The sequence below is a fragment of the Sphingosinicella sp. SM1-17 genome (assembly GCF_056821765.1).
In genome coordinates, this window is the sequence record NZ_JBPDIO010000001.1 from 2,190,437 (window position 1) to 2,214,606 (window position 24,170).

26 protein-coding genes are annotated in these 24,170 nt (G+C 64.4%); 9 read left to right on the forward strand and 17 right to left on the reverse strand.

What is annotated here, in order from left to right:
- Positions 1-105: 105 nt before the first annotated feature.
- The 4 genes from ACRYLT_RS10995 to ACRYLT_RS11010 all read right to left on the reverse strand — a co-directional run bounded on the left by ACRYLT_RS10995 (position 106) and on the right by ACRYLT_RS11010 (position 3,473).
- Positions 106-1,038, reverse strand: coding sequence for a transposase (locus ACRYLT_RS10995; protein ID WP_482664137.1), 933 nt, complete (start codon positions 1,036-1,038; stop codon positions 106-108).
- A complete protein-coding gene (locus tag ACRYLT_RS11000) occupies positions 1,038-2,018 on the reverse strand; it encodes a HEAT repeat domain-containing protein (RefSeq protein WP_482664138.1) in 981 nt (326 codons plus the stop codon). The genes ACRYLT_RS10995 and ACRYLT_RS11000 overlap by 1 nt, the downstream gene beginning before the upstream one ends.
- 352 nt (positions 2,019-2,370) lie before the next feature.
- Positions 2,371-2,970 carry a hypothetical protein gene (locus tag ACRYLT_RS11005; protein WP_482664139.1) on the reverse strand — a complete coding sequence of 200 codons (600 nt, stop codon included), beginning with the start codon at positions 2,968-2,970 and terminating at the stop codon, positions 2,371-2,373.
- Positions 2,967-3,473 carry an RNA polymerase sigma factor gene (locus tag ACRYLT_RS11010; protein WP_482664140.1) on the reverse strand — a complete coding sequence of 169 codons (507 nt, stop codon included), beginning with the start codon at positions 3,471-3,473 and terminating at the stop codon, positions 2,967-2,969. Before ACRYLT_RS11010 ends, ACRYLT_RS11005 begins: the two co-directional genes overlap by 4 nt.
- 177 nt (positions 3,474-3,650) lie before the next feature.
- On the opposite strand from ACRYLT_RS11010, the gene ACRYLT_RS11015 reads away from it, so the two are divergent.
- The 5 genes from ACRYLT_RS11015 (at position 3,651) to ACRYLT_RS11035 (ending at position 8,001) form a co-directional block, all read left to right on the forward strand.
- On the forward strand, positions 3,651-4,745 hold the full coding sequence (locus ACRYLT_RS11015; RefSeq protein WP_482664141.1) for a sensor histidine kinase: 1,095 nt from the start codon (positions 3,651-3,653) through the stop codon (positions 4,743-4,745).
- On the forward strand, positions 4,742-5,461 hold the full coding sequence (locus ACRYLT_RS11020) for a LytR/AlgR family response regulator transcription factor (RefSeq protein ID WP_482664142.1): 720 nt from the start codon (positions 4,742-4,744) through the stop codon (positions 5,459-5,461). The genes ACRYLT_RS11015 and ACRYLT_RS11020 overlap by 4 nt, the downstream gene beginning before the upstream one ends.
- Positions 5,462-5,573: 112 nt before the next feature.
- Positions 5,574-6,863 (forward strand): amidohydrolase family protein, encoded by a 1,290-nt coding sequence (locus ACRYLT_RS11025; RefSeq protein WP_482664143.1) that lies wholly within the window; start codon positions 5,574-5,576, stop codon positions 6,861-6,863.
- Positions 6,864-6,940: 77 nt separating this feature from the next.
- The gene (cysE, locus tag ACRYLT_RS11030; RefSeq protein WP_482664144.1) at positions 6,941-7,657 is read left to right on the forward strand and encodes a serine O-acetyltransferase; all 717 of its coding nucleotides are present in this window, start codon (positions 6,941-6,943) and stop codon (positions 7,655-7,657) included.
- Complete coding sequence (locus tag ACRYLT_RS11035; protein ID WP_482664145.1) at positions 7,657-8,001, forward strand: DUF2794 domain-containing protein; 345 nt, start codon at positions 7,657-7,659, stop codon at positions 7,999-8,001. Before cysE ends, ACRYLT_RS11035 begins: the two co-directional genes overlap by 1 nt.
- 6 nt (positions 8,002-8,007) lie before the next feature.
- Here the strand turns inward: ACRYLT_RS11035 and ACRYLT_RS11040 are convergent, their stop codons facing one another.
- From ACRYLT_RS11040 to ACRYLT_RS11100, 13 genes are all read right to left on the reverse strand, one after another.
- A complete protein-coding gene (locus tag ACRYLT_RS11040; RefSeq protein WP_482664146.1) occupies positions 8,008-8,433 on the reverse strand; it encodes a response regulator in 426 nt (141 codons plus the stop codon).
- A gap of 117 nt (positions 8,434-8,550) precedes the next feature.
- Positions 8,551-9,669 (reverse strand): hypothetical protein, encoded by a 1,119-nt coding sequence (locus ACRYLT_RS11045; protein WP_482664147.1) that lies wholly within the window; start codon positions 9,667-9,669, stop codon positions 8,551-8,553.
- Positions 9,670-9,738: 69 nt separating this feature from the next.
- Positions 9,739-10,632 (reverse strand): SDR family NAD(P)-dependent oxidoreductase, encoded by an 894-nt coding sequence (locus tag ACRYLT_RS11050; RefSeq protein WP_482664148.1) that lies wholly within the window; start codon positions 10,630-10,632, stop codon positions 9,739-9,741.
- Between the two features lie 77 nt (positions 10,633-10,709).
- Complete coding sequence (locus tag ACRYLT_RS11055; protein WP_482664149.1) at positions 10,710-11,036, reverse strand: hypothetical protein; 327 nt, start codon at positions 11,034-11,036, stop codon at positions 10,710-10,712.
- A 129-nt stretch (positions 11,037-11,165) separates the two neighbouring features.
- The gene (phoB, locus tag ACRYLT_RS11060; protein ID WP_482664150.1) at positions 11,166-11,867 is read right to left on the reverse strand and encodes a phosphate regulon transcriptional regulator PhoB; all 702 of its coding nucleotides are present in this window, start codon (positions 11,865-11,867) and stop codon (positions 11,166-11,168) included.
- Positions 11,857-12,570, reverse strand: a complete 714-nt coding sequence (gene phoU, locus ACRYLT_RS11065; RefSeq protein WP_482664151.1) for a phosphate signaling complex protein PhoU — start codon at positions 12,568-12,570, stop codon at positions 11,857-11,859. Before phoU ends, phoB begins: the two co-directional genes overlap by 11 nt.
- 16 nt (positions 12,571-12,586) lie before the next feature.
- Entirely contained in the window at positions 12,587-13,363 is a 777-nt protein-coding gene (pstB, locus tag ACRYLT_RS11070; protein ID WP_482664152.1) for a phosphate ABC transporter ATP-binding protein PstB, read from the reverse strand.
- Positions 13,363-14,631: a phosphate ABC transporter permease PstA gene (pstA, locus tag ACRYLT_RS11075; protein ID WP_482664153.1), complete on the reverse strand. Its 1,269-nt coding sequence runs from the start codon at positions 14,629-14,631 to the stop codon at positions 13,363-13,365. Before pstA ends, pstB begins: the two co-directional genes overlap by 1 nt.
- Positions 14,624-16,006: a phosphate ABC transporter permease subunit PstC gene (gene pstC / locus ACRYLT_RS11080; protein WP_482664154.1), complete on the reverse strand. Its 1,383-nt coding sequence runs from the start codon at positions 16,004-16,006 to the stop codon at positions 14,624-14,626. Before pstC ends, pstA begins: the two co-directional genes overlap by 8 nt.
- A 54-nt stretch (positions 16,007-16,060) precedes the next feature.
- A complete protein-coding gene (locus tag ACRYLT_RS11085) occupies positions 16,061-17,131 on the reverse strand; it encodes a substrate-binding domain-containing protein (RefSeq protein WP_482664155.1) in 1,071 nt (356 codons plus the stop codon).
- Positions 17,132-17,330: 199 nt separating this feature from the next.
- Positions 17,331-18,719 carry an alkaline phosphatase PhoX gene (locus ACRYLT_RS11090; RefSeq protein ID WP_482664156.1) on the reverse strand — a complete coding sequence of 463 codons (1,389 nt, stop codon included), beginning with the start codon at positions 18,717-18,719 and terminating at the stop codon, positions 17,331-17,333.
- A 126-nt stretch (positions 18,720-18,845) separates the two neighbouring features.
- Positions 18,846-20,096: a porin gene (locus tag ACRYLT_RS11095; protein WP_482664157.1), complete on the reverse strand. Its 1,251-nt coding sequence runs from the start codon at positions 20,094-20,096 to the stop codon at positions 18,846-18,848.
- Between the two features lie 96 nt (positions 20,097-20,192).
- Positions 20,193-21,416 carry an ATP-binding protein gene (locus ACRYLT_RS11100; protein ID WP_482664158.1) on the reverse strand — a complete coding sequence of 408 codons (1,224 nt, stop codon included), beginning with the start codon at positions 21,414-21,416 and terminating at the stop codon, positions 20,193-20,195.
- Positions 21,417-21,511: 95 nt separating this feature from the next.
- On the opposite strand from ACRYLT_RS11100, the gene ACRYLT_RS11105 reads away from it, so the two are divergent.
- The 4 genes from ACRYLT_RS11105 to ACRYLT_RS11120 are packed head-to-tail and all read left to right on the forward strand — an operon-like array spanning position 21,512 to position 24,063.
- On the forward strand, positions 21,512-21,910 hold the full coding sequence (locus ACRYLT_RS11105; RefSeq protein WP_482664159.1) for a hypothetical protein: 399 nt from the start codon (positions 21,512-21,514) through the stop codon (positions 21,908-21,910).
- 7 nt (positions 21,911-21,917) lie between these two features.
- Complete coding sequence (locus ACRYLT_RS11110) at positions 21,918-22,196, forward strand: HPr-rel-A system PqqD family peptide chaperone (RefSeq protein WP_482664160.1); 279 nt, start codon at positions 21,918-21,920, stop codon at positions 22,194-22,196.
- A complete protein-coding gene (locus ACRYLT_RS11115) occupies positions 22,193-23,056 on the forward strand; it encodes an HprK-related kinase A (protein WP_482664161.1) in 864 nt (287 codons plus the stop codon). Before ACRYLT_RS11110 ends, ACRYLT_RS11115 begins: the two co-directional genes overlap by 4 nt.
- Positions 23,053-24,063: a nucleotidyltransferase domain-containing protein gene (locus ACRYLT_RS11120; protein ID WP_482664162.1), complete on the forward strand. Its 1,011-nt coding sequence runs from the start codon at positions 23,053-23,055 to the stop codon at positions 24,061-24,063. Before ACRYLT_RS11115 ends, ACRYLT_RS11120 begins: the two co-directional genes overlap by 4 nt.
- The last annotated feature ends 107 nt before the right edge of the window (positions 24,064-24,170 follow it).

Here is a 24,170-nt window from a genome sequence, read left to right on the forward strand (position 1 = left end):
CCGGAGAGCGGGGTCGATGGTCTTATCACATTGTCGGGCTTAGCGTGTCAGCGACACGCTCTTGTGACTGAGTGATGACGGTTTGATGAAAGCTGGCGGCTGCCCTCAGCTTGGACGGGGCTTGTCGATCCAGCGGCGGCCGGCTTCCAACCGCGCCATTTCCCGTGCGCTCATTTCCGCCACGAGGCGGCTCGCCGACGCCGTGCCTCGCGCGAGGGTTTCCAAGGCCGAGTCGATGTCGGGCTGAGCCGTAGCGAGTTCGCGCAGAGCGGCAAAGCGAATCCGGTCGCAGGGGTGCCGCCCGGCGAAGCTTTCGACCAGGTCCCGCCCGTTGCCACTGTCGCGATTGGCGGCGAGCGCGAGCAACGCCTCGATCGACGTGCGATTGAGAATGCCGGCGATTTCGCAATTCTTCACGTCGAAACGATACTGATCGAGGAAGGGAAGGGTGTCGGTCGCTTCCATGATGTTGATCGAGACCGAGAGTTCGTCGGCCGGCAACTGGTTGTGAACGTCGCGATGGGCCCGATAGAGCATCACCTTGCCCTGCTCGAGTCGGCTCTTTTCGACGAACTTGAGGTCGACCTTCTCGCCCGGAACCCCGGCCACCTGTTCATAATCATATTCATAATATTCGCTCCAGTAGCCCGGCCCCAGGTAGCCGACGGTCAGGAACGAAAAGTTGTGGTCATGCGGCACTTGGTAGAAGAAGGGGGAGGTGCCGCTGGCCTTGAACAGGCTGTCGCGAGGGGACGGCCAGAAATTGGCGCGGATGAAGTATTTTTCCGAGGCCCGATGAAGCATGAGAACCTGCGCGCTGTAGCGATTCTCGAGGCTTTGCCGGCTGCAGCGATCCTTGAGCTCGACAACGGCGAGCTCGGCAAGAAAGTCTCGATTATTGGAAAGCCGCTTCAGAAGCGGGGCGGCCGCGGCGAAACTCTCCTCGTCGGCCGGATCGAAGCTTTCGTCGTTCAGTGCCTGGATGAGGTCACCCAGGCTGATGGCGTCCGTCTCCGAAGCGGGAATGACCCGTGCCATCAGGCCGCCTTCTTCTGGTCAGCCGCGGCCTCGACATAATCGAGGGTCGCTCGAGCGGCATGGCGCACTTCCGGGTGAGGATCGTGTGCGGCCATACGCTTGAGGTGCGGAAGCGCGGCTTGTGCGTCGAGTCCGAGCAGTTCTCGCATCACGTGCCAGCGAACGAAGAAATGCGGGTGTCGAAGATATTCGGAAATGACCGGGAATGCCGCTTCGTACCCGAGCTTGCGCAGCAAGGTCGTGAGCATCTGAATCCGAGAGGCGCTGTCGTCGGCGGCGCTGGAGCCGACATATTCGTGCGTCTGTGCATCATACTCGACGCTGAGTGGCGCCTGATCAGGCTTGATGCTTGCCTGCAAGATGAAGAGGTTCGCGCGCGCATGCTCGACCACGAAGCTTTGGTGGCGGCCGTCGACGATCAGTGTCTCGCCGTCTGCAATCGCTCGTTCGCCCGTGCGGATGCACCTGCCCGCGTCGGTTGCAGTAAAACTTCCGTCAATAGTCGGCGCTTCCCAGAATGAGAGTCGCGCCTGTCCCGATTTCAGGAACCTGATGACGGACATCTGTCCGGAGAAGACGATCGAAGTCTTGCCACGGGGGCCACCCTTGCGGGCCGCCAGATCGATGACCCGGCTGACTCCCGCCGCCAGTGAGAGATGATCGTCCTCGAACAGAACAAGCCCGGTATGGAGATCGCCGCTCAAATATCGGAACGGAGGATTGAAGTAGGGCTGTCGACTAGCGGCGTCCGTCAGCTCGTCGATGACATTGGAAACCCACTCATCCTCGTTCAACAGTCTTGCGGCAACCGAGGCGATTTCCTCGGCATCCATGCTCGCCGCCGAAGCCATGACGGCCGAGATTCTCTGGTGTACCGGGCCGTCGTTCCAGCTTTGGGCGAGTGTGTCCGCGGCTTTCCGGGCGGCCCGGCGCGCAGGCTGGTCGCTCAACCAGCGCCGAAGTTCGTCACCAGCGATCATTGATCAGACGTCCTGGATGGTCCCGAGAATGTCGGCCCGTCGGAAGTTGCAATGCCGATCGGACCCGGGCGCGCCTGGACGTTCCCGGAGATCAGTTGGCGACGTAGAGCGCGATCCCCGCAGCAACCATGAAGCAAGCGGCTCCGCCCACCTCCTGCTGCTTCGTGGAGCTCGAGATCGCGACTTCTGTCCTGAGCTCAGGGAGCTTCTCGACTTCGAGACGGAGGGGTAACGAGTTCGTGCTCATCCGCAGCGCTCCTCTAGATTCATTCGGATGGCACTTGTCTCGCAGCGAAAGATTGAAAGATCGCTAATGGCGATTGCGGGTCCGCTACTCCGGAAATCCGGTCGGCTACTCCTGGCGATAGGCTTGCCGAAGCGACCGCAGTCTCTCCAGCTCCCTTCGATTCTGCCGATAGGAGCGGATGAGGTGAATGGCACCGATAACGAGGGCTGCTCCAACGCCGAAGTCGATCACTATGGCGACAAGCGACCCGGGCTGTAATTGCGGGAGGAGTTTGCCCTCCGAACTCCTGTCGACGATGTAGGCGAAGAGAAGGCCGAGCATCATTCCAGGCGCAGCGAGAAAGGCCGTCAACCGAATTCTCTTCTGTCTCACCTCGATCCGGTCGATGGACTGACTCAACATTTCCTCGACAGTTCCGGTCAAACTCTTGATTTCCAAGCTGCGAAGCTTCCGCTGGCGCACATGGCTGGCAAGCAGGAACAGCAAAACGGCGACGCCGATCAGAATCGTGTCGGGTTCCGGGTTCAGAGCGACGAGCGAGACCACGACTCCGCCCAGAGCGAGAGCGGCGATCATGTCCAACAGCTCGGCCCAGCGGGCGCGGCGGCTAACTCCGGCGGCGGTGCGCTTGAGGGCGTCGATTTCTTCAGGATCGGGCTGCTGGCGCCACACGTCGCCGAGCCGGTCGAGATCGAAGTCCGTCATCGACCCTGCTCCAGCATGGACTTGAGCGCCGCCTTTGCGCGCGACAGGCGCAGTGCCAGCGCGTTCGGCGCGATGTTCAGCATTTCGGCGATTTCGGCATAATCGAAGCCTTCGAGGACGAGGATGATCACCTGGCGCTGCGGCAGCGGCAGGCGTCGGGTCGCTTCAAGCAGGGCGCGGCGCTGGCTGGCGCCGATTGCGTCATCCTCGGGGGTGGGCAGGTCCGATTCGATCCGCTCCGGAATTTCGGCGACCGGCGGCTGGCGGACCTGCCTGGCAACATAGGAAATGGCGCGGTTCTGGGCGATCTTCGCAATGAACGTCTTCAGGCTCGAATCGGCGCGGAAGCTTGGCAGGGCCTGCCAGATGGCGAGGAATATCTGCTGGGTGAGGTCCTCGCGAAGCACGGGATCGGCTTCGTAGGACATGGCGATACGGGAGATCAGGGGCCCATATTCGCCGACGATCTGGTCGAACGGCGGCGGGTCGCCCACGGCAGTCACGGCGCCCTCATATCCCAAAGCTCAGGCTCGGCCCCCCGCATGATCGTGCGCTAATCACATTGCTGACAGGCTTGCCAGCCTGCTGCAACCTTCGTCCCGCCGCGGAACAGCGGTGCCCGCCTGTCGCCTGCTCGGTAGACGTGCCAACTCCAGTCGGCTTCAATATGAGACCATTCGATGAGCGGGGTACAAGTCGAAAACGGGCCTGAGAACGCGCCACCCGTCGGGTTCGCGCTTCGACATTGGCGAACGATTGCCGCAATTTGGGTGATGTCGGCCGCCGCATGGAGTCCAGCGGCCAACCTCGCCAGCAACGACCCGGATCTGTCCATGGGGGGGATTGCGGCTTCGTTCGCCCAGATGCTGCTCCACTTCGCACCTTGGGCGCTCGCCACGCCGATCTTCCTTGGACTCAGCCGACGATTTCCCATCGGACTTCGCCGAACTACGCGTCACATCCTGGTTTTCGTCGTCCTGTCCCTGGTTGTCACGCCTCTTCTGACCGCGATGGGAATCGCCGCGGCCCGGCTCCTGATGGCGGCGTTCTCCGCAACGGGCGTGGAGCAGGCATTCGTCAACTTTGCGCCGGCGACTTTGATCACCAGCCTCTTCGCCCTGCCGACCTATGCAGCGATGGTCGCGATTGGGCAGACCGTCGCCTATTTCGGCCGCTACCGGGCCCGTGAGCGGCTTCTGTCGCAAGTCAAGGCCGAGGCCCTGCGCGCGCAGATCGCCCCTCACTTCCTGTTCAACGCGCTCAACGCCATCTCCGCGCTTGGCTATCGGGATCCCGCCTCGGCGGATCGGGCAATGGTCCGGTTGTCGGCGCTGTTGAGGGCGACTCTGGAGCGGCCGGACTCAAGTGCCCTTCGCGACGAGCTTGCCTCGATCGCCGACTATGTCGAACTGCACCGTCTGCTGCTTGGCGATCGCCTCGATTTCACCCTCGAAGTCGCGCCGGAAGTTTGGGAAGCGCGGCTTCCTTCCATGTTGCTCCAGCCGTTGGTCGAGAATGCCATCGTTCACGGTGTTTCTCGAATGCCCGACGGCGGAGCAATCGCGGTTTCGGCCTCGCAGGACGGAGGCATGCTTCGGATCGAGATCACCAACGATATGGCGGCCGAGCCGGCGGCTTCCGGCCCCGGCCTTGGACTCGCCAACGTCAGGCAGCGCCTTGCGACGATCTATGGTGAGCATTCGGAGTTTCAGTTCGAGCGCACCGCCGGCCGTGCCCACGCCATCCTTCGAGTGCCGTTGGAAGTCGATCCGTGATCATTCGGACGGCGATCATCGAGGACGTGGTGCTGGCCCGCGAGCGTCTGCGCCGAATGACCGAAATTCATCCGGATCTGCGGATCGTCGGGGAGGCGGGAGACATGCGGACCGGGGCCGCCCTGCTTAGATCGGCCGAGCCGGATCTACTCTTCCTGGACGTGACGCTACCCGACGGAGAAGGGCCGGACCTGATCCGCGCAACGCCCGTGGAGGTGCGTCCGCTGATCGTCTTTCTGACTGCTCGGGCCGATCATGCGCTGCCTGCCTTCGAGCTTGAGGCGATCGACTATCTGTTGAAGCCGGTCGGAGAAGCCGAGCTGGCCCGAGCCCTGGATCGCGTACGTCGGCGGCTGATCGACGTGCCGAGCGACGGCAATGCCGATGATCATATCGCCGTTCGCAACGGTCGCCGGACGGACCTGATCCCGGTCGACTCGATCGACTATGTCGACGTCGCTGGCCATTATCTCTGCCTTCATGTCGGCCGGGAGGTGCATCTGCTTCGTGAGCCGATCGGAGTTCTGGCGGAACGCCTCGGCCGGTTCGGGTTCGTGCGCTGCCATCGATCCGTGCTGGTGCGCGTGAAAGCCGTCGAAGCCGTGACCGAGCGGCGCAACGGCGATGCGGATCTCACCCTCACATGCGGCGCTCGACTCCCGTTGAGCCGGACTTTCCGTGCCGAGCTGGAGGCGCAGCTGCGGCTCCGTCGCTGATCGCACGGTTCGCGCCACCCCTGGCCCGATTCCCGCCATTTCCTCGCTGACGCTCTTTCCGGCGGGCTCCTGGGTGCGCACAGGCGGAGCATTGCTCAAATGGGAGAATGACATGCACCTGATGCGCTTCTTCATCGCCGTCTGCCTCGCTGCCCCGTGCGCCGCGGCTCAGAACGACGCGCCGGAAGCGACGGAAGCGACCGCCGCCGTTCGAGCTGCGACTCCGAACATGGCCTTCGTCAACGGCCGCTGGTTCGATGGAAGCGGCTTTGCCCCGGCAACCTGGTACTCGGTTGGCGGTAGGCTCACCGCCGCACGACCGGCCCGAATAGATATCACCGTCTCGCTTGACGGCCGATGGGTGATGCCGCCGCTCGTGGAAGCGCACAATCACGATCTGCAGAACGCTCACATGGCGCCGAATTCGAACGACAAGAACCTCCGGCAGGGCGTTTTCTATTCGGTTCAGATGTGCTCCCGCCCCGACCTGCGCCGGGACTTCGCCGGTTTCTTCAATCGAGCGACCAGCATGGATGTCGTTTATGCCGACGCCTGCATCTCATCGTCTGACGGCCACCCGCTGGGAATCGCGCTCGCTTCGATGCGCGAGGTCGGGATGGAGGCCGATGTCGATGAGATCCGCCGCAACTATGATCCGATCGACACGCTCGCCGACCTGGATCGCCTCTGGCCGGAGATCGTCGCCCGCCAGCCAACATTGATCAAGGTCATCCTCATCAATTCCGAACGGCGGGAACAGGATCGGTCCAATCCTGAGCTATTCGGCTATCTCGGCCTGGACCCCCAACTTGTCCCAGTGATCGTCGAGCGGGCGCATGCGTCCGGGATCCGAGTGGTTGCCCACGCGGACAGCGCCGCCGATTTCGCTATCGCCGTTCGGGCCGGTGCAGACATCATCGCCCATCTTCCCGGCTACCGGATTGCCGAAGGAATGACGGCAGCGGACTACCGCATTGCCGACGCCGTGATCGCGGAGGCGGCACGACGTGGAACGGTGGTCATCACGACGGCGAGTGCGGCTCGGCACGACATGCTTCGGCGACCGCAGAATGCCGAGGCACTTCGTGCTCAGCAGATCGACAATCTCGCTCGGCTTCGAAGCGCCGGGGTAAGGCTGGCGATCGGCAGCGATGCAGTGATGGGAACGGTGGTCGAGGAGATCCTCTACTTGGACGGTCTCGCAATCATGCCGCGGGCCGAGCTTCTGCGCCGGGCGACCGTGGAGACTGCGCATGCCCTGTTCCCCGGACGGGCGATCGGAAGCTTTGGCGAGGGGAGCGAAGCCAGCCTGCTCGCCTTCGACGAGAACCCGCTGGGCAACCTGGAAGTGCTTCGTTCGCCGAGCCTCCGAGTGAAGCAGGGTGCTATCCTTGGCGACTAGACGATTTCGCGTCCCTGGCTGGAAATCTGTCCTCTTCGGGTCTATCTCACGGTCGTAACGGCAAGAGCATCGACGCTATGGCATCCGGCCTCCTGGCCTATCTCGATTCCATCAAGACGCGTGACCCGGCGCCTCGAACCCGATGGGAGATTTTGCTCTATCCGGGCGTCTGGGCGCTCGGGCTCCACCGGATCGCGCACTGGCTGTTCAAGGGGGAGCTTTACTTCCTGGCCCGCTTCATAAACCATCTTTCCCGGATGCTCACCGCGATCGACATCCACCCAGGCGCGACGATCGGCCGCAACTTCTTCATCGATCACGGCTTCGTCGTGATCGGCGAAACCGCCGTGATCGGCGACGACGTCACCATCTATCAGCAGGTGACTCTTGGCGGAACCAGTCCGCACGACGGCGTCGGCGGCAAGCGTCATCCGACGATCGAGGACGGAGTCGTGATCGGTTCCGGCGCTCAGGTGCTGGGCCCCATCACCGTGGGCAAGCGCGCGCGGATCGGCGCCAACTCCGTGGTCACCAAGGACGTACCGGAAGGTGCCACGATGATCGGGATCCCGGCCCGGTCGACGCTTGTCGACGCGCAGCAGAGTTCCGCCAGCTTCCTGCCCTACGGAACGCCTTGTTCCGAGGTCTACGATCCAGCGACCCAGAAGCTCGAAATCCTCCAGTGCGAGGTCGAGCAGTTGCGCAAGCGCGTTGCGGAGCTGATCGAGGAACGCGATCGGACCCGGGGCGGGGCTTCCAAAGAACGACAGACCAGCGATCGGAGCCGGGCCTGATGGGCACCGTCCTGCCGTTCCCCGGGCCCGGACAGGCAGGACAGGTCGGTTTCACACGGTTCGAGCTCAACCGCATTGTCGACCTGTATGGCCGGATGGTGGCCGCTGGCCTGTGGAAGGACTATGCCGTCGAGTTTCGTCCGGACGTTGCCGCCTTCTGGGCCTTCCGACGCACGGCCGACCGTCCGGAATATCGAATCGAGAAGCGGCCCGCTTTGCGGCATCGGCAGGGGCAGTGGGCGCTGATCGGCGAAAGTGGGCAGGTGCTGCGCCGGGGCCATGAGCTCGGGCCCGTCCTGGCGCCGATCGAGCGACGCCTGCTCAAGCTCGTCAGGGGCGGCTGAGCCGCCTCAGGACGGCTTTGGGGATGCTTCGCGTGCGGGCTTGTGCGGCGCTTCGAGCAGTTCGTTGAGGGCCGCTCCAACCCGGTCGCCGATGATCGGCTTGGCGATGACCGGCGCGTCGGCGAATCTGTTGTCCGGATCGACCAGCTCATAGCCGGTGCAGATCACGAAGGGGACGCCTCGCCGTGCCAGTTCCTCGGCCAGGGTATGGACCCAGCGCCCCCGAAGGTTGACGTCCAGCACTGCCGCGTCGAGTTCGACCCCTGCCGTCACCAGCGACATCGCTTCTTCCAGCGTCGCCGCCGGGCCGACGATCCGCCAGCCGCGACGGTTCAGCGACTCGACGAGATCAAGGGCGACCAGCTCCTCATCCTCGACGAGCAGAACATTGCGCTCCTTCTCCGAACTGGAGGCGGCTTCGGTGTCGGACATGTCCTCCTCCTCCTGGACGACGGGTTCAATCCTCCCAACCTGCACCGGGCGCTAGGGTTCCCCAACAAAAATCCCTCCGGCCGAAGCCGGAGGGAAGCGGGGTTCGACCGGTCGAAACTAGGCGGTTGCCGTGGCCGCGGCAGGACGATCGAGGACGGGTAGCCGGTTCTGAAGCCGATCCGGCAATGGCCGGACAACCGCCCGCCGCGCCGTGGTCCAGAAGGCGGAAAGAAGCAGAAGGGCCGACCCGATCACCAGTGCGGTGAGGGCCACCGACAGCTCGACGGCGCCATAGGTTTCGAACAGGCTGTTGAGCGCGTACAGGACATAGGCCAGAGCCGAGACGAGCAAGGCGCGGCGATCGATCGCCAGCGCCACCAGCCCGAGAATCACGTAAAGCAGGACCACCGCGATCCCGCCAAGCGCCCCGAGCTGGCCTTCCGTAAGGCCCATCAGCGAGAAGATCGGGTGAACGATCAGCGGCGCCGCCAGCAGGTGGAGCCAGAACGCGACGTCCGATCGCCTCGTCTCGCGGCGGGGATCGGTGGAGTCCCAGCGCATCGCGAACAGGAAGGTGCCGATGCCGAGCAGCAGCGCGGTCGCCTCCAGGATCGAACGGACCTGCTCGGCGCGGGCCTCGGTCATGTTGTCGCCATCGCCGATCAGGGCCGAGGCGATCAGACCGATCACCAAGGCAACCGCCGCGGCGACTCCGGCCGCCACGGTGATGGGTACCCGGAAACGCCGCCAGTGCAGCCAGGCCCCCAGCGTCCCAACAGCGGCGGCGGCGGCCAGGATGAGCGTGCCCGCGCGCGGCGCATCGCGGAAATATTCCTCGCCCAGGATCACGGCGATGGAAAAGGCCGACGCGGCGAGCAGGCCGCCGACGAACGCCAGCAGGAGGAGGATGCTGGGCAGCGCCATGCGTCGCTTTCTTGTGAAGAATTCCGCCAGACCCCAGGCGGTGGCGGCGACCAGGATCCCCGACGTCGGCGAGGGGCCGTCGATGCCGAGATTCGGGCCGATGGAATGGCCGATCCAGGCCATCGCCACCAGCAGGATCGCGGTCGCGATGGCGACGAAGATGTCGTTGAACCCGGTCAGCAGTCGGAAATGTTCCTCGTCCACGACCGGCATGTGCCGCCCCGCCGCGACGAACTGGCGAAACCGGCTCGCCTGCTCCGGCGTCAGTGCGCCGCCGGCGACCGCGGCTTCAAGATCGCTCTCGCTGTACATAAAGCTCTCCTCCCTGGAGAGCCGTCTCTACCACACGTGTTATAGCTGAACAACACACCTTGTGTGGCGCTATTGATCCTGCAGCCTCTGAAGCGCGGCCATCGCCTGCTCGGCGCCGGATTTCGGGACGATTTCCCCGTTTCGATCGGTAATTCGCGTCCATTGTTCGGCAACGGCTTCGGGGGTGGGCTCGGGCAGAGCCACCCCTCGGGTCAGCGTGACATAGGCGGCCTGGACAACGCCTGCTCCCGCGCCGACGATGGCGCTGGTCGGAGCATCGTCCGAAACAAGGAACAAGGCGGCGGGTGCGACCAACTCGGGCCTGAATCGCTCGAGCAGCTCAGGCGGAAAGATGTCCTCGGTCATCCGGGTTGCGGCAGTCGGGGCGATGGTGTTGACTCGGATGTCATATTTGGCGCCTTCGAGTGCCAGCGTCTTGGCGAGGCCGGCCAGGCCCAGCTTGGCGGCGCCATAATTGGACTGGCCGAAATTCCCGTAAAGGCCGGTCGAGGAGCTGGTCATCAGGATTCGCCCATAGGCCTGGTCGCGCATCGTATCCCAGACCGCTTTCGTGCAATTGGCCGATCCGACGAGATGCACGTCAACCACGGCTTGGAAGTCGGCCATCTCCATCTTGGCGAAGCTCTTGTCGCGCAGGATTCCGGCATTGTTGATCAGAATGTGAACTCCGCCCCATTCGCGCTTGGCGAGAGCGATCATGGCCTCGACCTGATCGAACTCCGTCACGCTGGCGCCGTTGGCCATGGCGATCCCACCGGCGGAGCGAATCTCCTCCACCACCCGCTCGGCCGAATCGGAGCTGCCCGAGCCGTCGCGAGCGCCGCCAAGATCGTTGACGACGACCTTGGCACCCCGGCGGGCGAGTTCCAGGGCATAAGCCCGGCCAAGCCCGCCGCCGGCGCCAGTAACGATCGCGACCCGGCCTTCGAAACTGATGGTCATCGGCTGATATCCCCCGCTCCACGCGACATCGAGGCGCGCGGAGTAGGGGATTTGGCGGCAGGCGAAAAGCCGTCCTTCTAGCGCGGTCGGCTTACGCCCCGCTCATAGGCCTGAACGCAATTGTCGGTCACGGTGCGCGAACAGACGGGATAATTCTCCGTCGCTGGCTGGGGGGTCGGCGTCGCCGAAGGGCTTGCGCCGGTCCCGCCGACCTGCGGGGGCTGATTGAAGCCGGGAGGCGCCTGGGCGGGGTCGGAGATGACGGGGATACCGCGTGCGTCGCGCTCCGGCGCCTGATTGCCGGGGGCGACGGTCTGACCGGCCGTCTGGCCGCCGGTGTTGGTGGTCTGGGCGGCGGCAGTGCCGCCGATCGCCAGCGCGATCGCCATCATGGCTGTTTTCATTGAGTCCTCCTTGATCACTCGCGCCGAGACGACGCGCTTGCTCGCCCCCGCAGGAACGCGGGATCAGCGATTGAGGCTCAACGAAGGCGAAACGATTTTTCTCCGGCGGCGGCGCCAATCGCGCTTCGACTAGACCCGGCCCTCTGCATCGAGGGCATAGCCGGCCGACCGAACCGTCCGGATGATGTCCGCCTTTCCGCCGGCGTTGATGGCCTTGCGCAGCCGGCGGATGTGAACGTCGATCGTCCGCAGTTCGATGTCGCTGTCATGACCCCAAACGGAGTCGAGCAGTCGCTCGCGCGAGAAGACCCGGCCGGGATGCTCGAGGAAGTGCCGGAGAAGGCGGAACTCGGTGGGACCGAGATTGATGCCCTCGCCGTCGCGCTTCACCTTGTGGCTGACCAGATCCATTTCGATGTCCGCATAAGCGAGCCGGTCGCCGGCAAGCGCCGGGCGAACCCGGCGAAGCACGGCGCCGACCCGAGCGACCAGTTCGCGCGGCGAAAAGGGCTTGGTGACATAATCGTCCGCGCCGGTTTCGAGGCCACGGATCCGATCGGTCTCCTCGCCTCGGGCGGTCAGCATGATGATTGGAACGTTCGCGGTTTCGTTGAGTCGACGAAGCTGGCGACAGACTTCGATCCCCGAAACGCCTTCGATCATCCAGTCGAGGATGACGATGTCGGGCGGCGATTCGCGCGCCATGAGCAGCGCCTCGTCACCGTCGCCGGTCGTGTCGACCTCGAATTCCTCGCGCCGGAAATGATAGGCGAGCAGTTCAGTCAGTGCCTGGTCGTCCTCGACCAGCAGGATACGCGCTTTAGCTGCCAAGGTCGGCGATCCCGATATCGGTCACGTCGGGGCCCTTCGGACGATCGGCAATATGCTCGCCCTTGGCGGCAAAATAGACCATCTCGGCCATGTTGGTGGCATGATCCCCGATCCGCTCGAGATTCTTGGCGACGAACAGCAGGTGCGTCGCTGGCGTGATATTGTGGGGATTTTCCATCATGTGGGTCAAGAGCGCACGGAAGATGCTGTTGTAGAAATCGTCGACCGCCGCGTCACGCTCGCAGACCTGGGCCGCCTTGTCGGCATCCCGCGCCGCAAAGGCGTCGAGGACGTTGTGGACCATCTCGCCTGCGATCCGCGCCATTTCCGGAAGCAGCGAGATCGGCCTGATCATGCTGTCCTCGATGTTCGAGACGCGCTTGGCGATATTCTTGGCATAGTCGCCGATCCGCTCGACCACTCCGGCGATCTTCAGCGCGGCGACGACGTCGCGAAGGTCGTCCGCCATCGGCGCGCGCAAGGCGATGATCTGGACGGCCTGCCGTTCAACATCGGTTTCGAGCGAGTCGATCTTCCGGTCGCGTTCGACGATTGCGGCGGCGGCGCTCGTGTCGCGGCGCACCAGTGCCTCCATCGCGTCGCGAATGGCGGCTTCCGCCAAGCCGCCCATTTCAGAAATGGTCGCTCGGAGTTGATCGAGATCCTGGTCGAAGGCTTTGACCGTGTGACCGGTGGTGGGCATGATTTGATCCTCGTCCTCAGCCGTATCGGCCGGTGATATAGTCCTTGGTGCGGGTTTCGCGAGGATTGGTGAAGATCTCGCTCGTCTCGCCATATTCGACGAGAACGCCAAGGTGGAAAAAGGCCGTGCGCTGCGAGACTCGCGCCGCCTGCTGCATGTTATGGGTCACGATGACGATCGCGTAACGTCCGCGAAGCTCGTGAATCAATTCCTCGATCTTGGCCGTCGCGATCGGATCGAGAGCCGAGCAGGGCTCGTCCATCAGGATCACTTCGGGATCGACGGCGATGGCCCGGGCGATGCACAGCCGCTGCTGCTGTCCACCGGAAAGGGCGGTGCCGCTTTCGCTCAGGCGATCCTTGACCTCTTCCCACAGGCCCGCCCGCTTCAGCGAACGCTCGACGATCTGGTCGAGCTCGCTCTTGCTTCCGGCAAGGCCGTGGATTCGCGGACCGTAGGCCACATTCTCGTAGATCGATTTGGGGAAGGGGTTCGGCTTCTGGAACACCATGCCGACACGGGCGCGAAGCTGAACCACGTCCATCGACGGAGCGTAGATGTCCTCGCCGTCAAGCTCGATACGTCCCTCGACCCGCGCATTGGCGATGGTGTCGTTCATCCGGTTGAGGGTGCGCAGGAAGGTCGACTTGCCGCAGCCGGACGGGCCGATGAAGGCGGTGACATGTTCGCGGCTGACGTCGATCGAAACCTCGTCGATTGCCTTCTTGTCGCCGTAGAAGACGCTGACGCCCCGCGCCGTCATCTTGGCCATGTCGTTGGTCTGATTGTCCATTACCAGCGCTTCTCGAACCTGTTGCGTAAATAGATGGCGAGGCCGTTCATCGCGAGCAGGAAGACGAGGAGCACGATGATGGCCGCGGAAGTCTTCTCGACGAAGCCGCGGCTGACCTCGTCCGACCAGAGGAAGATCTGAACCGGCAGAACCGTCGCCGGTTCGGCGAAACCGCCTGGAGGAGTCGCCACGAAGGCGCGCATGCCGATCATCAGCAGCGGCGCAGTTTCGCCAAGGGCCCGGGCCATGCCGATGATCGTGCCGGTCAGGATGCCCGGCAGCGCCAGCGGCAGGACGTGATGGAACACGACCTGCACCCGGCTTGCACCAATTCCGAGCGCGGCGTCACGGATCGACGGCGGAACCGACTTGATCGCGTTCCGGCCGGCAATGACGATCACTGGCATCGTCATCAGCGCGAGCGTCAGTCCGCCGACGATCGGCGCCGACCGCGGCAGATGCATCGTGTTGAGAAAGACCGCCAGTCCCAGCAGTCCAAAGATGATGGACGGCACTGCGGCGAGATTGTTGATCGACACCTCGATGATGTCGGTCCAGCGGTTCCGCGGTGCATATTCTTCGAGATAGACTGCCGAGAGAACGCCGATCGGGAAGGCGATCAGAAGGGTGACGATCATCGTCAGGAGCGAGCCCTTGAACGCGCCCCAGATGCCGACGAGCGTCGGATCGGTGGCGTCCGATCCGGTCAGGAAGCTCCAATTGATTCCGGTACGGATCGCGCCCGCTTGCGCCAACTGGTCGTAGCGACCTTCCGCCTCCGCCGAACCCCGGCCCTTGGCCGCAATGTCGATCGCGGTCGAAGCGGGCAGCCACAGGGTCGCGCGGCCGGCCAGGATCGACGGATCGCTTCGTACCGCCTCGCGAAGCCGGAGGCGCGCCCCACTGGAGAAAAGGGCTGAAGCGCCGGGACCATATTGGGCTTCGGCTGCTTCGGCGAGGGCGCGGTCGAAGTCGGCACTCGCCAGCGCCTGCTCGGCTCCGAATCCCTGAAGCACCGCCGGGTCGAGAAAGAGGGCGCTCCGGGGGAAGTCGATGTCGAGCCGGACTTCCGACTGGGTGAAGCCTCGGATCCCGTTCGAGAACATGGTCACGAGCAGGAAGGCGAGGAATCCGGCCGAGAGCAGAACGGCCCCGAGACCGATCAGCTTGAATCGGCGCTCGGCGGCATAGCGCCGGCGAATGCGCTGCTGCATCGCCGTTCCGTTCCACTCGGTCGGCGTGGGGTCGAGGAGAGCGAGGTCACTCATAGGCTTCGCGATACTTTTTGACGACCCGCAGGGCGATGATGTTGAGCGCGAGAGTCACCAGGAAGAGTACCAGCCCGAGCGCGAAGGCGGCGAGAGTCTTCGGACTGTTGAATTCCTGGTCCCCCGTCAGCAGCTGGACGATCTGGGTGGTCACCGTCGTGACGCTTTCGAACGGGTTGGCCGTCAGGTTTGCGGCAAGACCCGCGGCCATCACCACGATCATGGTTTCGCCGATCGCCCGGCTGACGGCGAGGAGGACGCCGCCCACCACTCCGGGAAGTGCGGCGGGGACAAGAACCCGCTTGATCGTTTCCGACGTCGTCGCACCCATGGCCAGCGAACCGTCGCGCATCGCCTGCGGTACCGCGGCAATCGAATCGTCGGCCATCGATGACACGAAGGGAATGATCATGATCCCCATGACCAGGCCGGCCGCGAGGGCGGACTCGGTCGAGGCGGAAATGCCAAGCGAGAGACCGAGATCGCGGATAGCCGGAGCGACCGTGAGCGCGGCAAAATAGCCGTAGACGACCGTCGGCACGCCGGCGAGGATCTCGAGCAGCGGCTTCATCCAGGCGCGCACCTTCGGCGAGGCATATTGGGTGAGATAGATGGCGCTCATCAAACCCAGCGGGATCGCGACCGCCATCGCGATGATGGCACCGATGAAGATCGTTCCCCAGAACAAGGGAATCGCGCCGAACGCGCCCGACGATCCGGCCTGGTCGGCGCGGATCGCCATTTGCGGGCTCCAGTTGAGGCCGAACAGGAACTCGATCGGTGAAACCATCGAGAAGAAGCGAAGCGATTCGAACAGGAGCGACGCGATGATCCCGAGCGTGGTCAGGATGGCGATCAGCGACGCGACCAGAAGCACGGCCATCACCAGCCGCTCGACTCGGGTGCGGGCTCGAAAATGGGGCGAGACCCGGGTGAAGGCCCAGCCGCCACCGGCGAAGGCGACGAGCAGGGCGATTCCGGCGCCGATCCAGTTGTAGAAGGCGATGGCCCGCTCATAGACGGGCACAAGCGCCATGGCCTGAGGATTGAAAGCCGTTCGAGCCTGCCCGGAGGCGATCGCATAGGCTTCGCCCAGGATTGCGGATCGCTCCATCCCGAAGCCGGGAAGGTTTGCGGCTTCCGGGCTCGCCATCACCTGATTGTAGATGAGATTGCCGGAGACTTCGCTCCAGATTGCAAGCACGACAAGAGCCGGCACGACTGCCCAGCCGGCAACGTACCAGCCATGATAGCTCGGGAGGGAATGGGGCCTTGCCTTGCCCGGCCCGGCGAAGGCCGCCGCCCTCGCGCGCGCCGACAGCCAGGCGATCAGGCCGAGCCCAAGAATCAGCAATGCGATGGCGGACAGTGACACTGTGATTTCCGTGGCAATTGGCGCCGGACCGAGGGTCCGGCGCCTTTAACGCAACTACTGAAGATCGGCAGCCGTAATCGGCCGCGGATTCTGGGCGATCTGCTCCGCAGCCTGCCGTTCGGCATCCGGAAGCGGGATGAGGCCACGCTGAGTCAGATAGCCACCCGGTCCCCAGCCCTGCGGCCAGGCGGCAAGGAACTCGCGAAGACCCGGAATGGCAGCGAGATGCTCACCCTTCACATAGATGTACATCTTGCGCGCACCCGGATAGGTGAAGTTCTGGATCGTCTCCGCGGTCGGCGCAACGCCTCCGAGCGGAATGCCTTGAACCCGCTCCGAATTCTCTTCCATGAAGCTGTAGCCGAGCACGCCGATGGCGCCCTGATTCTCGGCGACCCGCTGGACGAGCAGATTGTCGTTCTCGCCCGCCTCGATATAGGCGCCATCCTCACGCAACTGGGTGCAGGTCTGCTTGTGCTGGTCCTCGTCCTGCGCCTTTAGCGCCTCCATTGCCGGATCGCTGTCGCAGCCTTTGGTGAGGATCAGCTCCGCGAAGCTGTCGCGGGTGCCGGACGTCGGCGGCGGACCATAGACCCGGATCGGCACGTCCGGCAGCGACGGATTGACGTCCCGCCAGGTGCGAGCGGTCTGCGGCCGACCGAACGGATTGGCAGCCAGTGCGGCATAGACGTCGCGGGCGGTAAGCTGGAATCCGGTCGGGCGCTGAGCGGATTCGATCAGTGCGAGCCCATCGATCCCGATCGGAAGTTCGATGATCTGCTGGACTCCGTTGCGGTTGCACTGTTCGATCTCGCTCGCCTTGATCCGGCGCGAGGCGTTGGCGACGTCCGGGTGCTGGGGACCGACGCCGCCGCAGAAGAGGTTGATCCCGCCGCCGGTTCCGGTGGACTCGACGATCGGTGCGCCGAAGCCGGAATTACCCTGCGAGAAACGCTCGGCAACGGCAACTGCGAACGGATAGACCGTGGACGAACCGACGATCCGGATCTGCTGACGCGAGCTGGCCTGGCCGCCACCTTCGCCGGTCGGACCCTGGCCGCAGCCAGCGAGCGTGAGCGCCGCCGCCGCGAGTGCAATGAGTGATTTCTTCAAGTGCGCCTCCATCTGGTGCTCTAGTAAGGCTTGGCGGCCGGAATCATGTCAGGGCCGCGCCGCTTCTGTGACCAGTGCGTGACAGCATGATGACAGGCTTTCCGGGAAACGCTGCACGCGCTGAACTGGGTCCGAATCGATCGCCGCGCCGGAGAAATGCCGAGGCCCTGGCAAGGCTTGTCGACGGGCTCTTCTGGTCACGAAGGCGAGGTCACGTCGTCCGTTCGGACCGCCGGAAGGCGTTCCATGGACCGGTGATGGCGAGCGTCTTCGTCGGGTGGTAGACATTGACGAACATCGTCGACCCATCGGGCGAAAAGCATGCCCCCGCCAGTTCCGTCTGCGCGTGCAGTCTGGCGAAGCTGTAAAGCTCTCCGGTGGGCGTCACCCCGCGCAGATGATTCGCCACCTCGTCGGAATATTGGTCCTCGCAGATGATGAGATGGCCGGTCGGAGCGACGGTGATGTTGTCTCCGAAGTTGAGCATCGAGGCGTCGGTCGACTCGACGAACAGCTGGATCCTGCCAGGCGATGAACGCTCCCCAGGCTGTCCTTCGAAACGCGACGGCTGATAGCGCATGACCTGGCTGAGCTTCGCCGAGCCGCCATTGGTGCAGCAGAAATAGAGTTCGTCGTCGCCGAAATGAATACCTTCGCCCCGGGCGAACAGAACGGCGCCGCGGGCGTGGCCGCGAATCCGAAGATCATCGTCGGGAGCTTCGACCTGGTCGAGGTCGATCCATTCGACCTCTCGCCACTGCTGGACTGGAAAGACGACGCCCGACCAGTTGCGACTGTCTGAACCGAGCTGTCGGTCCCGGAACGCCAGCACCTGGAGACGCCCTCCGCGGAACAGCTCGCCCCGGCGATCCGGGAGGAAGCGATAGAAGAGGCTGTCGTCACGATCCTCGGTCAGGTAGACGATTCCGGTCCTCGGATCGACGGCGGCGGCTTCATGGTTGAAGCGACCCATGGCTTTCAGGGGAACCGGTTCGGTCAGCCCAGGACGGCCGGCGGGAACCTCAAAGATCCAGCCATGGTCCTGCGACTGACCGTTGCTTCCCGATCGGCTCACATCCTCTTCGCAGGTCAGCCAGCTTCCCCAGGGCGTGGTTCCACCGGCGCAGTTGCGGATCGTTCCGACCAGACTGAGAAACTGCTGCTCGATCCGCTCGGTGCGATGATCGTAGACGATCGTGGTAGTGCCGCCGGGCAAGGGCCGTCCGTCAGCGCCTCGATCGAAGGCTTGGACGTTGCTCGCCGCTGCACCCTGGAATGGCCCGGCATCCGAGTGGCGGGGCGTCAGTTCATGGTTTCGAACCAGCGCCAAGCGGCGATCGTCGATCGGGATGGCGCCCATGCCATCGGCGCGATCCGGGACGATGAAGCCGTCGTCCATCCGGTCACCGAAGCTGGAGATGATCCGGTAGGAAAAGCCCTGCGGAAGATCGATCAGTCCGGCCGGGTCGGGCTGGAGAGGGCCATAGCCCGCGCTATCGCGAACCGAACCGGTCGCCAGCGATGTCGCGCAACCGCTCAGCGCCAGTCCGGCAAAGGCGGTGGAGGTGAGGCCGAGAGTGAAGCTTCGTCTGGTCAGCATGCTGGATTCCCGTCAGGAGGCGCCGTGCCCTATCGTCGAAGTGTGGCGATCATGTTGCGCCGACGCAAAGCCTTCCGGAACGAATGTCGAGCCACGCTCCTGGAGCGGCGGGTAAGCTGCTTCTGGTCACCAGCTCAGCCGCAGGGCGGTGGTCCAGGTCCAGCCGTCATACGCGCCGCCGTCCGAGGCGCGGTCGCGCATGTTCGCATAGGTCACGCCCGACTGGAGCTTCAGCCTGTGCCCGTGAATGAGATAGCTCAGTCCGGCATAGATTTCGTGGTAACGGTCGCCGCGACCTCGAACCACCGCATTCTCATAGCGGCCGAGCCGGAGTCCGTTCGGCTCCTCGCTCCTCAGGAAAGTGTAGCGGCCGGCCAGCTGGAGTCGATCAGTGAGGCTGACCCAGGGCAGGGCGGTAGCGCCAATGGCGTCGCTTTGACCGAGGAAGCCGTCGCCGGCAACAAGGTCGCCGGAGAAACCCCAGCCGCCCGAATCCAGGATCCAGACCAGGGCGAAGATGTTCTCGAAGGGCCTGGTGAAGTTGCTCCCCGGATCAGGCTCGTTGCGAACATAGTCGATCCGCAGCAGCGCTCGCTCGATCCCCAACTGATCCGCGAAGTCCCGGCCGACGCTCCCAAGCCAGAAATAGCCGGCGTCGAACTCGCCGAACTCCGAATTGCTTCGCCCGCCGCTGAACAGCCCCGTATTGTAGCTCCACCGACCGGACCGGCCGCTCAGACTCACGCCCGGTATATATTCCTCGGTGAACCAGAAATTGTTGGCGACGTTGCTGCGATCGATGGTCAGCAGCTCGTTGGAAGAGGTTGAACCGTCGAGGGTGAACTTCACCGAATGCTTGCCGACGGTGAGCCGCGCGGCGTCACTGAACCGCCAGGCGAGATAGGCATCGGTCAGCCGATCGTAGAGCGGGCCACCTTCGAGATCGAGGTCGGCTTCGACATGGGCTTCAAGCCTGCTGAACAGCCGCGCCCGCACGCCGAGGCGCGCCCTCCGCACCGTCAGATCGCTCTCGTCGCCCGCTTCCGAATCGACGACATAATGATCCAGGTGGAGCCGCCCGACGATCCGGACCTCGTTGAGGATCTCGGCATCGTCATTCTTGAAGAGGGTGGGCGCACTCCAGATCCTGTCGAACCGGCTTCGCGTGTCCGAAGACGGCGGCCGATCGGAGCTGGTCGCCGGCAGGACCGAAGGGGTTTCGCCCGTCTGCGAGGACGAAGTCCCGTCCTGGGTTCCCAGACCCGAGTACGACCGGTCGGAACCGCCGGCAAGAGCGTCCGCTTGTTCGCCACGCGCCGGGGCGGCACTGGCGACCATGGTCGCCGCCAGCAGCAATATCGAGCATTTCGGGATCATCGGCCCCTCGCTGGAATATGACGATTAGTTTACGTCGTCATGACGGTTTCTATTACCAGCAAATGACTGAAACGCGTCACCCAGGTGACAATCGTGTTACACCGTCTCTGGTTCCGCTCTGGGCAGGTAGACCTGGACGGCAGTGCCTTCACCGACACTGCTCCTGATCTCCAGTCGGCCGCGGTGGCGAAGGACGATATGCTTGACGATGGCCAATCCAAGTCCGGTGCCGCCGACCGAGCGGCTTCGCCCCGCGTCGACCCGATAGAAGCGTTCGGTCAGTCGGGGGATATGCTCGGCCGGTATGCCTTCGCCCTGATCGATCACGCTGACCCTGACCAGACCCCCTGAATGTTCCAGAAGAACCCTGACGGGTGTCCCGGGGCGGCCATATTTGAGGGCATTGACGATGAGATTGTTGAGCATCTGCGCCAATTGCGGCCCGTCGCCCTGAACGATGGCCGTCCCGGCGCGATTGTCGACGACAAGATTGGACTGGCGCTGCTCGATCAGCTGGGCGACGGCCGCTCGAACTTCCTCGATCAGCGGCATCAGAGCTACCGGGTCGCGCGGAAGCGCAAAGCGTTCCGCTTCGATCCGCGACAGCGAGATGAGATCGCCGATCAGGCTTCGCATCCGAGTCGCCTCGTCGAACATGATCTTCAGGAAGCGCTGGCGAGTCGGCGGATCGATCCCCTCGCCATCCTCCATCAGGGTCTCAAGAAAACCGAGCAAGGTGGCAAGCGGCGTTCGAAGTTCGTGACTCGCATTGGCGACGAAATCGACCCGCATCTGCTCGGCAGCCCGCGCCTGGCTCTGGTCCGACAGCCGAACCAGGCGACTTCCGTCCGGCAGGGGGGTCACGGTCATCGTCCATTGCCGATCGGGGTCGCCGATTCCGACCAGTTCGGTACGGCTGGCGCTGCCATTGCCGGCGGCCGTGCCGGCGAGCCGCTCGGCAGCGGCCGGGTGGCGGATGGCAAGCCGCACGTCGACGCCTTCGATATGATCGCCGAGCAGGGTTCGAGCGGCCGTGTTGGCGGCGAGGACGCGCCGCTCGCGGACGACGAGCATCGGATCCTCGACGGCGCGCAGCAATTCGGCGAGCCCTGGAAGGTCGTCCCGAACCTCTTCGGGCGGGGGCGGAGGCGGGGTCGGGACTTCGGCTTCCGGTCGAGGCGCCAGGGCATAAGCGGCGACCCCCGCCAACAAGGCGAGCAGGGCCGCGCCGGGTGGCGCTCCAAGCGAGACGGCGGCAACTGCGCCGACCAACAGCACCGAGGCCGACGCCAACGCCCAGATCGCCTGCCTCCGCGCCATCAACTGCTCCGTCCCGTAGCGGGACAATCAGCCCGCTTCCCTCGATTCGGATCGGCTTTACCCTTAATAAAGGGCGGGCGTGTATCGGAAAATCCATGAGCGGCACTGACGAGAATGACAGCCCCCTTGTGCCGTCGCGGCGAACCGTGCTCGCGTTCGGCGCAGCGGCCGCCTCAACGGTCGTGACCATCCGCCCGGCGCTTGCGCAGACGGCCGGTTCGGTGCTGAACTGCGAAATCCCGGTTCCTGGCCCGCACGCGGCCGGCAGCTATATCGCCCCCGACGGCAGCCTGGCCTCACCCGGAACGCCCGGTGCGGCGCCGCCGCTGGCTCGCCCGCTCAAGGGCGAAGAGGTGAAGCAGCTGCTGAACAGCGGGGCGACTCCGCCCGGCGTCGACCCTCAATCCGCTCAGGCTTACGCCAACTATATTCGCCGGCTGCAGGCGGGGATGAGCGGCTTCACCTGCTACGCCTCGCTTCAGATGCCGCGCTGACGGGCTCATGCCCGGCCATCGCTACATCGCCGATCCCGAGGAGTGCGTGCAAAGCGTCGCGCTCGACGGGCTCTGGCTTCTGTTCCACCGCCCCTCTGGAATGACCCATATCGTGGCGCCACCCGCGCCGCAGATTCTCGAGGCCCTGCGGCTCGGCCCGGCCGATTCGGGCGAGATACTGGCGCGAATGCGCGCATGGTACGATCTGGAAGGCGAAGGAACGGCCGAAGCGGTGGAAGCCCGGCTCGACGAGCTCGAGGCCGCAGGTCTGGTGAGTCGTCTGTGAGGCACAACCTTGAGCTGCAGATCGGACCGGTCGCATTCCGGATCGGGTCGGCCTGGCCGGAGCCGCTCGATGCTTTGGCGGCGCTCTATTCTGGCTATCCCAGGCCCCTCGACGGGATCTGCGACTTCACCGTTCGCCTGGAGCCGGAAAGACCCTGGCGGCGCTGGGCCAGGCCATCGGTCGCGATCCGAGGCGACTATATCCTTCCCGACGCTTCTCCCATGGCGCTCGAGCACGGCCTCCTCGCCGCCGAGATGGGGATGAACCTGCAGATGGCGCTGGGGCAGAAATCCTACCTCCTTCTCCATGCCTCCAGTGCCGAGAAGGACGGTCGGGCGCTGCTCATGACTGGCGAGTCCGGTGCAGGAAAATCGACGCTCGCGGCCCTGCTCGGCGAGCGCGGCTGGCGTCTGATGGGCGACGAATTCGCGCTGCTCGACCTTCGCACCGGCCGGCTGCTTCCCTTTCCTCGCGCCGTCAGCCTCAAGAACGGGGCGATCCGGGTCATGGAAGAAAGGGTTGCCGCCGACCGCTTCGGTCCGAGGCTCGAAAATACGCCCAAGGGTGCGATCCGGCACATGCGGCCCAACGACCAGGCGCTGACTCGAATGGGAGAGGGGGGTGTCCCCGCCCTGATCCTTTTCCCGCGCTTCGGCGAAGCGCCGGCCATGCGACGGGTCGGCGAGGCCGAGATATTCATGCGCCTGACCCAGGCCTCGACCAACTATGTCGCGCTCGGCCAGGCCGGATTCGATGCCCTCATCGGACTCGTCGGCGCCTGTCCGGGCGTGGCGATCGATTATCCGGATGCCGAAACGGCCCTGTCGATGGTCGACCAGTTGTGGGAGCAAGCGGGTTGAGCGGCGCTCGACTTCTGGTCGGCCTGCTGAGGGAGCCCGGAAGGCTGGGCGACTGCGACTGGACGTCGCTGATCGCCGTCGCCCGAGCCGAGCAGTTGATCGGCAGTCTCGCCTTCCGGCTGCAGGGGCAAAAGCTTCCGGAGAAGGTCGAAGCCTTGTTCGAGGCCGCTCGGCGGGATTCGCACCAGGCTCGGGTCCAGGCCTTGTGGGAGGCGGAGATGTGTCGACGCGCCCTGGCGTCGCTGAACGTGCCGGTGGTCCTGCTGAAGGGCACGGCCTTCCATGCCGCCGGGCTCGAGGCGAGCCTTGGCCGCTCGGTCGGAGACCTCGACATCCTCGTGCCATTCGATGCGCTCGACGGGGTGGAGACATGCCTGATCGGCCATGGATGGGAACGGCTCAAGGAAGCCGAAGGCTATGACGATCTCTACTATCGCCGCTGGATGCATGAGCTTCCACCGCTGATCCATCGCACCCGCGATCGGATGATCGACGTCCATCACACCATCCTTCCGCTCACCGCCCGGCCGAAACCGGATCCGGAGGCGCTGATCGGCGACAGCCTGGAGCTGCCTGGCGGCCTCCGAATCCTGTGCCCCGCCGACATGATCGTCCACGCTTCGGCGCACCTGTTCGCCGACGGCGACCTGGCGGGAGGGCTCAGGAATCTGTGGGACATCGACCGGCTGCTTCGCGAGTTCGATTCCCCCGATTTTCGCCAGGCGCTCCGCCGCCGCTCCGAACTCCACCTACTGGTGCCGCATGTCCGTCGGGCCTTGCGCCTTTCCGAACGCCTTTACGGAACGCCAGTGGACCGGGATTTTGCCGGCCGATTCACGTTGGCGGATCGCCTGTTCGAGGCTCGGCTGCTGGCTCGCAACGGCTGGGGCCAGGATTGCCGCAAGGCGCTTCGACTGGCTTTCTATGTGCGCTCCCACTGGCTTCGAATGCCGCCGCTGATGCTGGCTCGCCATCTCTGGACGAAGGCGCGAGCGGGCTTGCCGTAGTCACCGCAATCCATCTTCAAGCCGCGATTAGTAACCGGTGTCATAGATTTCCCCCGGGGAAGGGGAAAATGGTCTCAATCGTCCTGTTGCTCGCCGCTGGGGTGCTG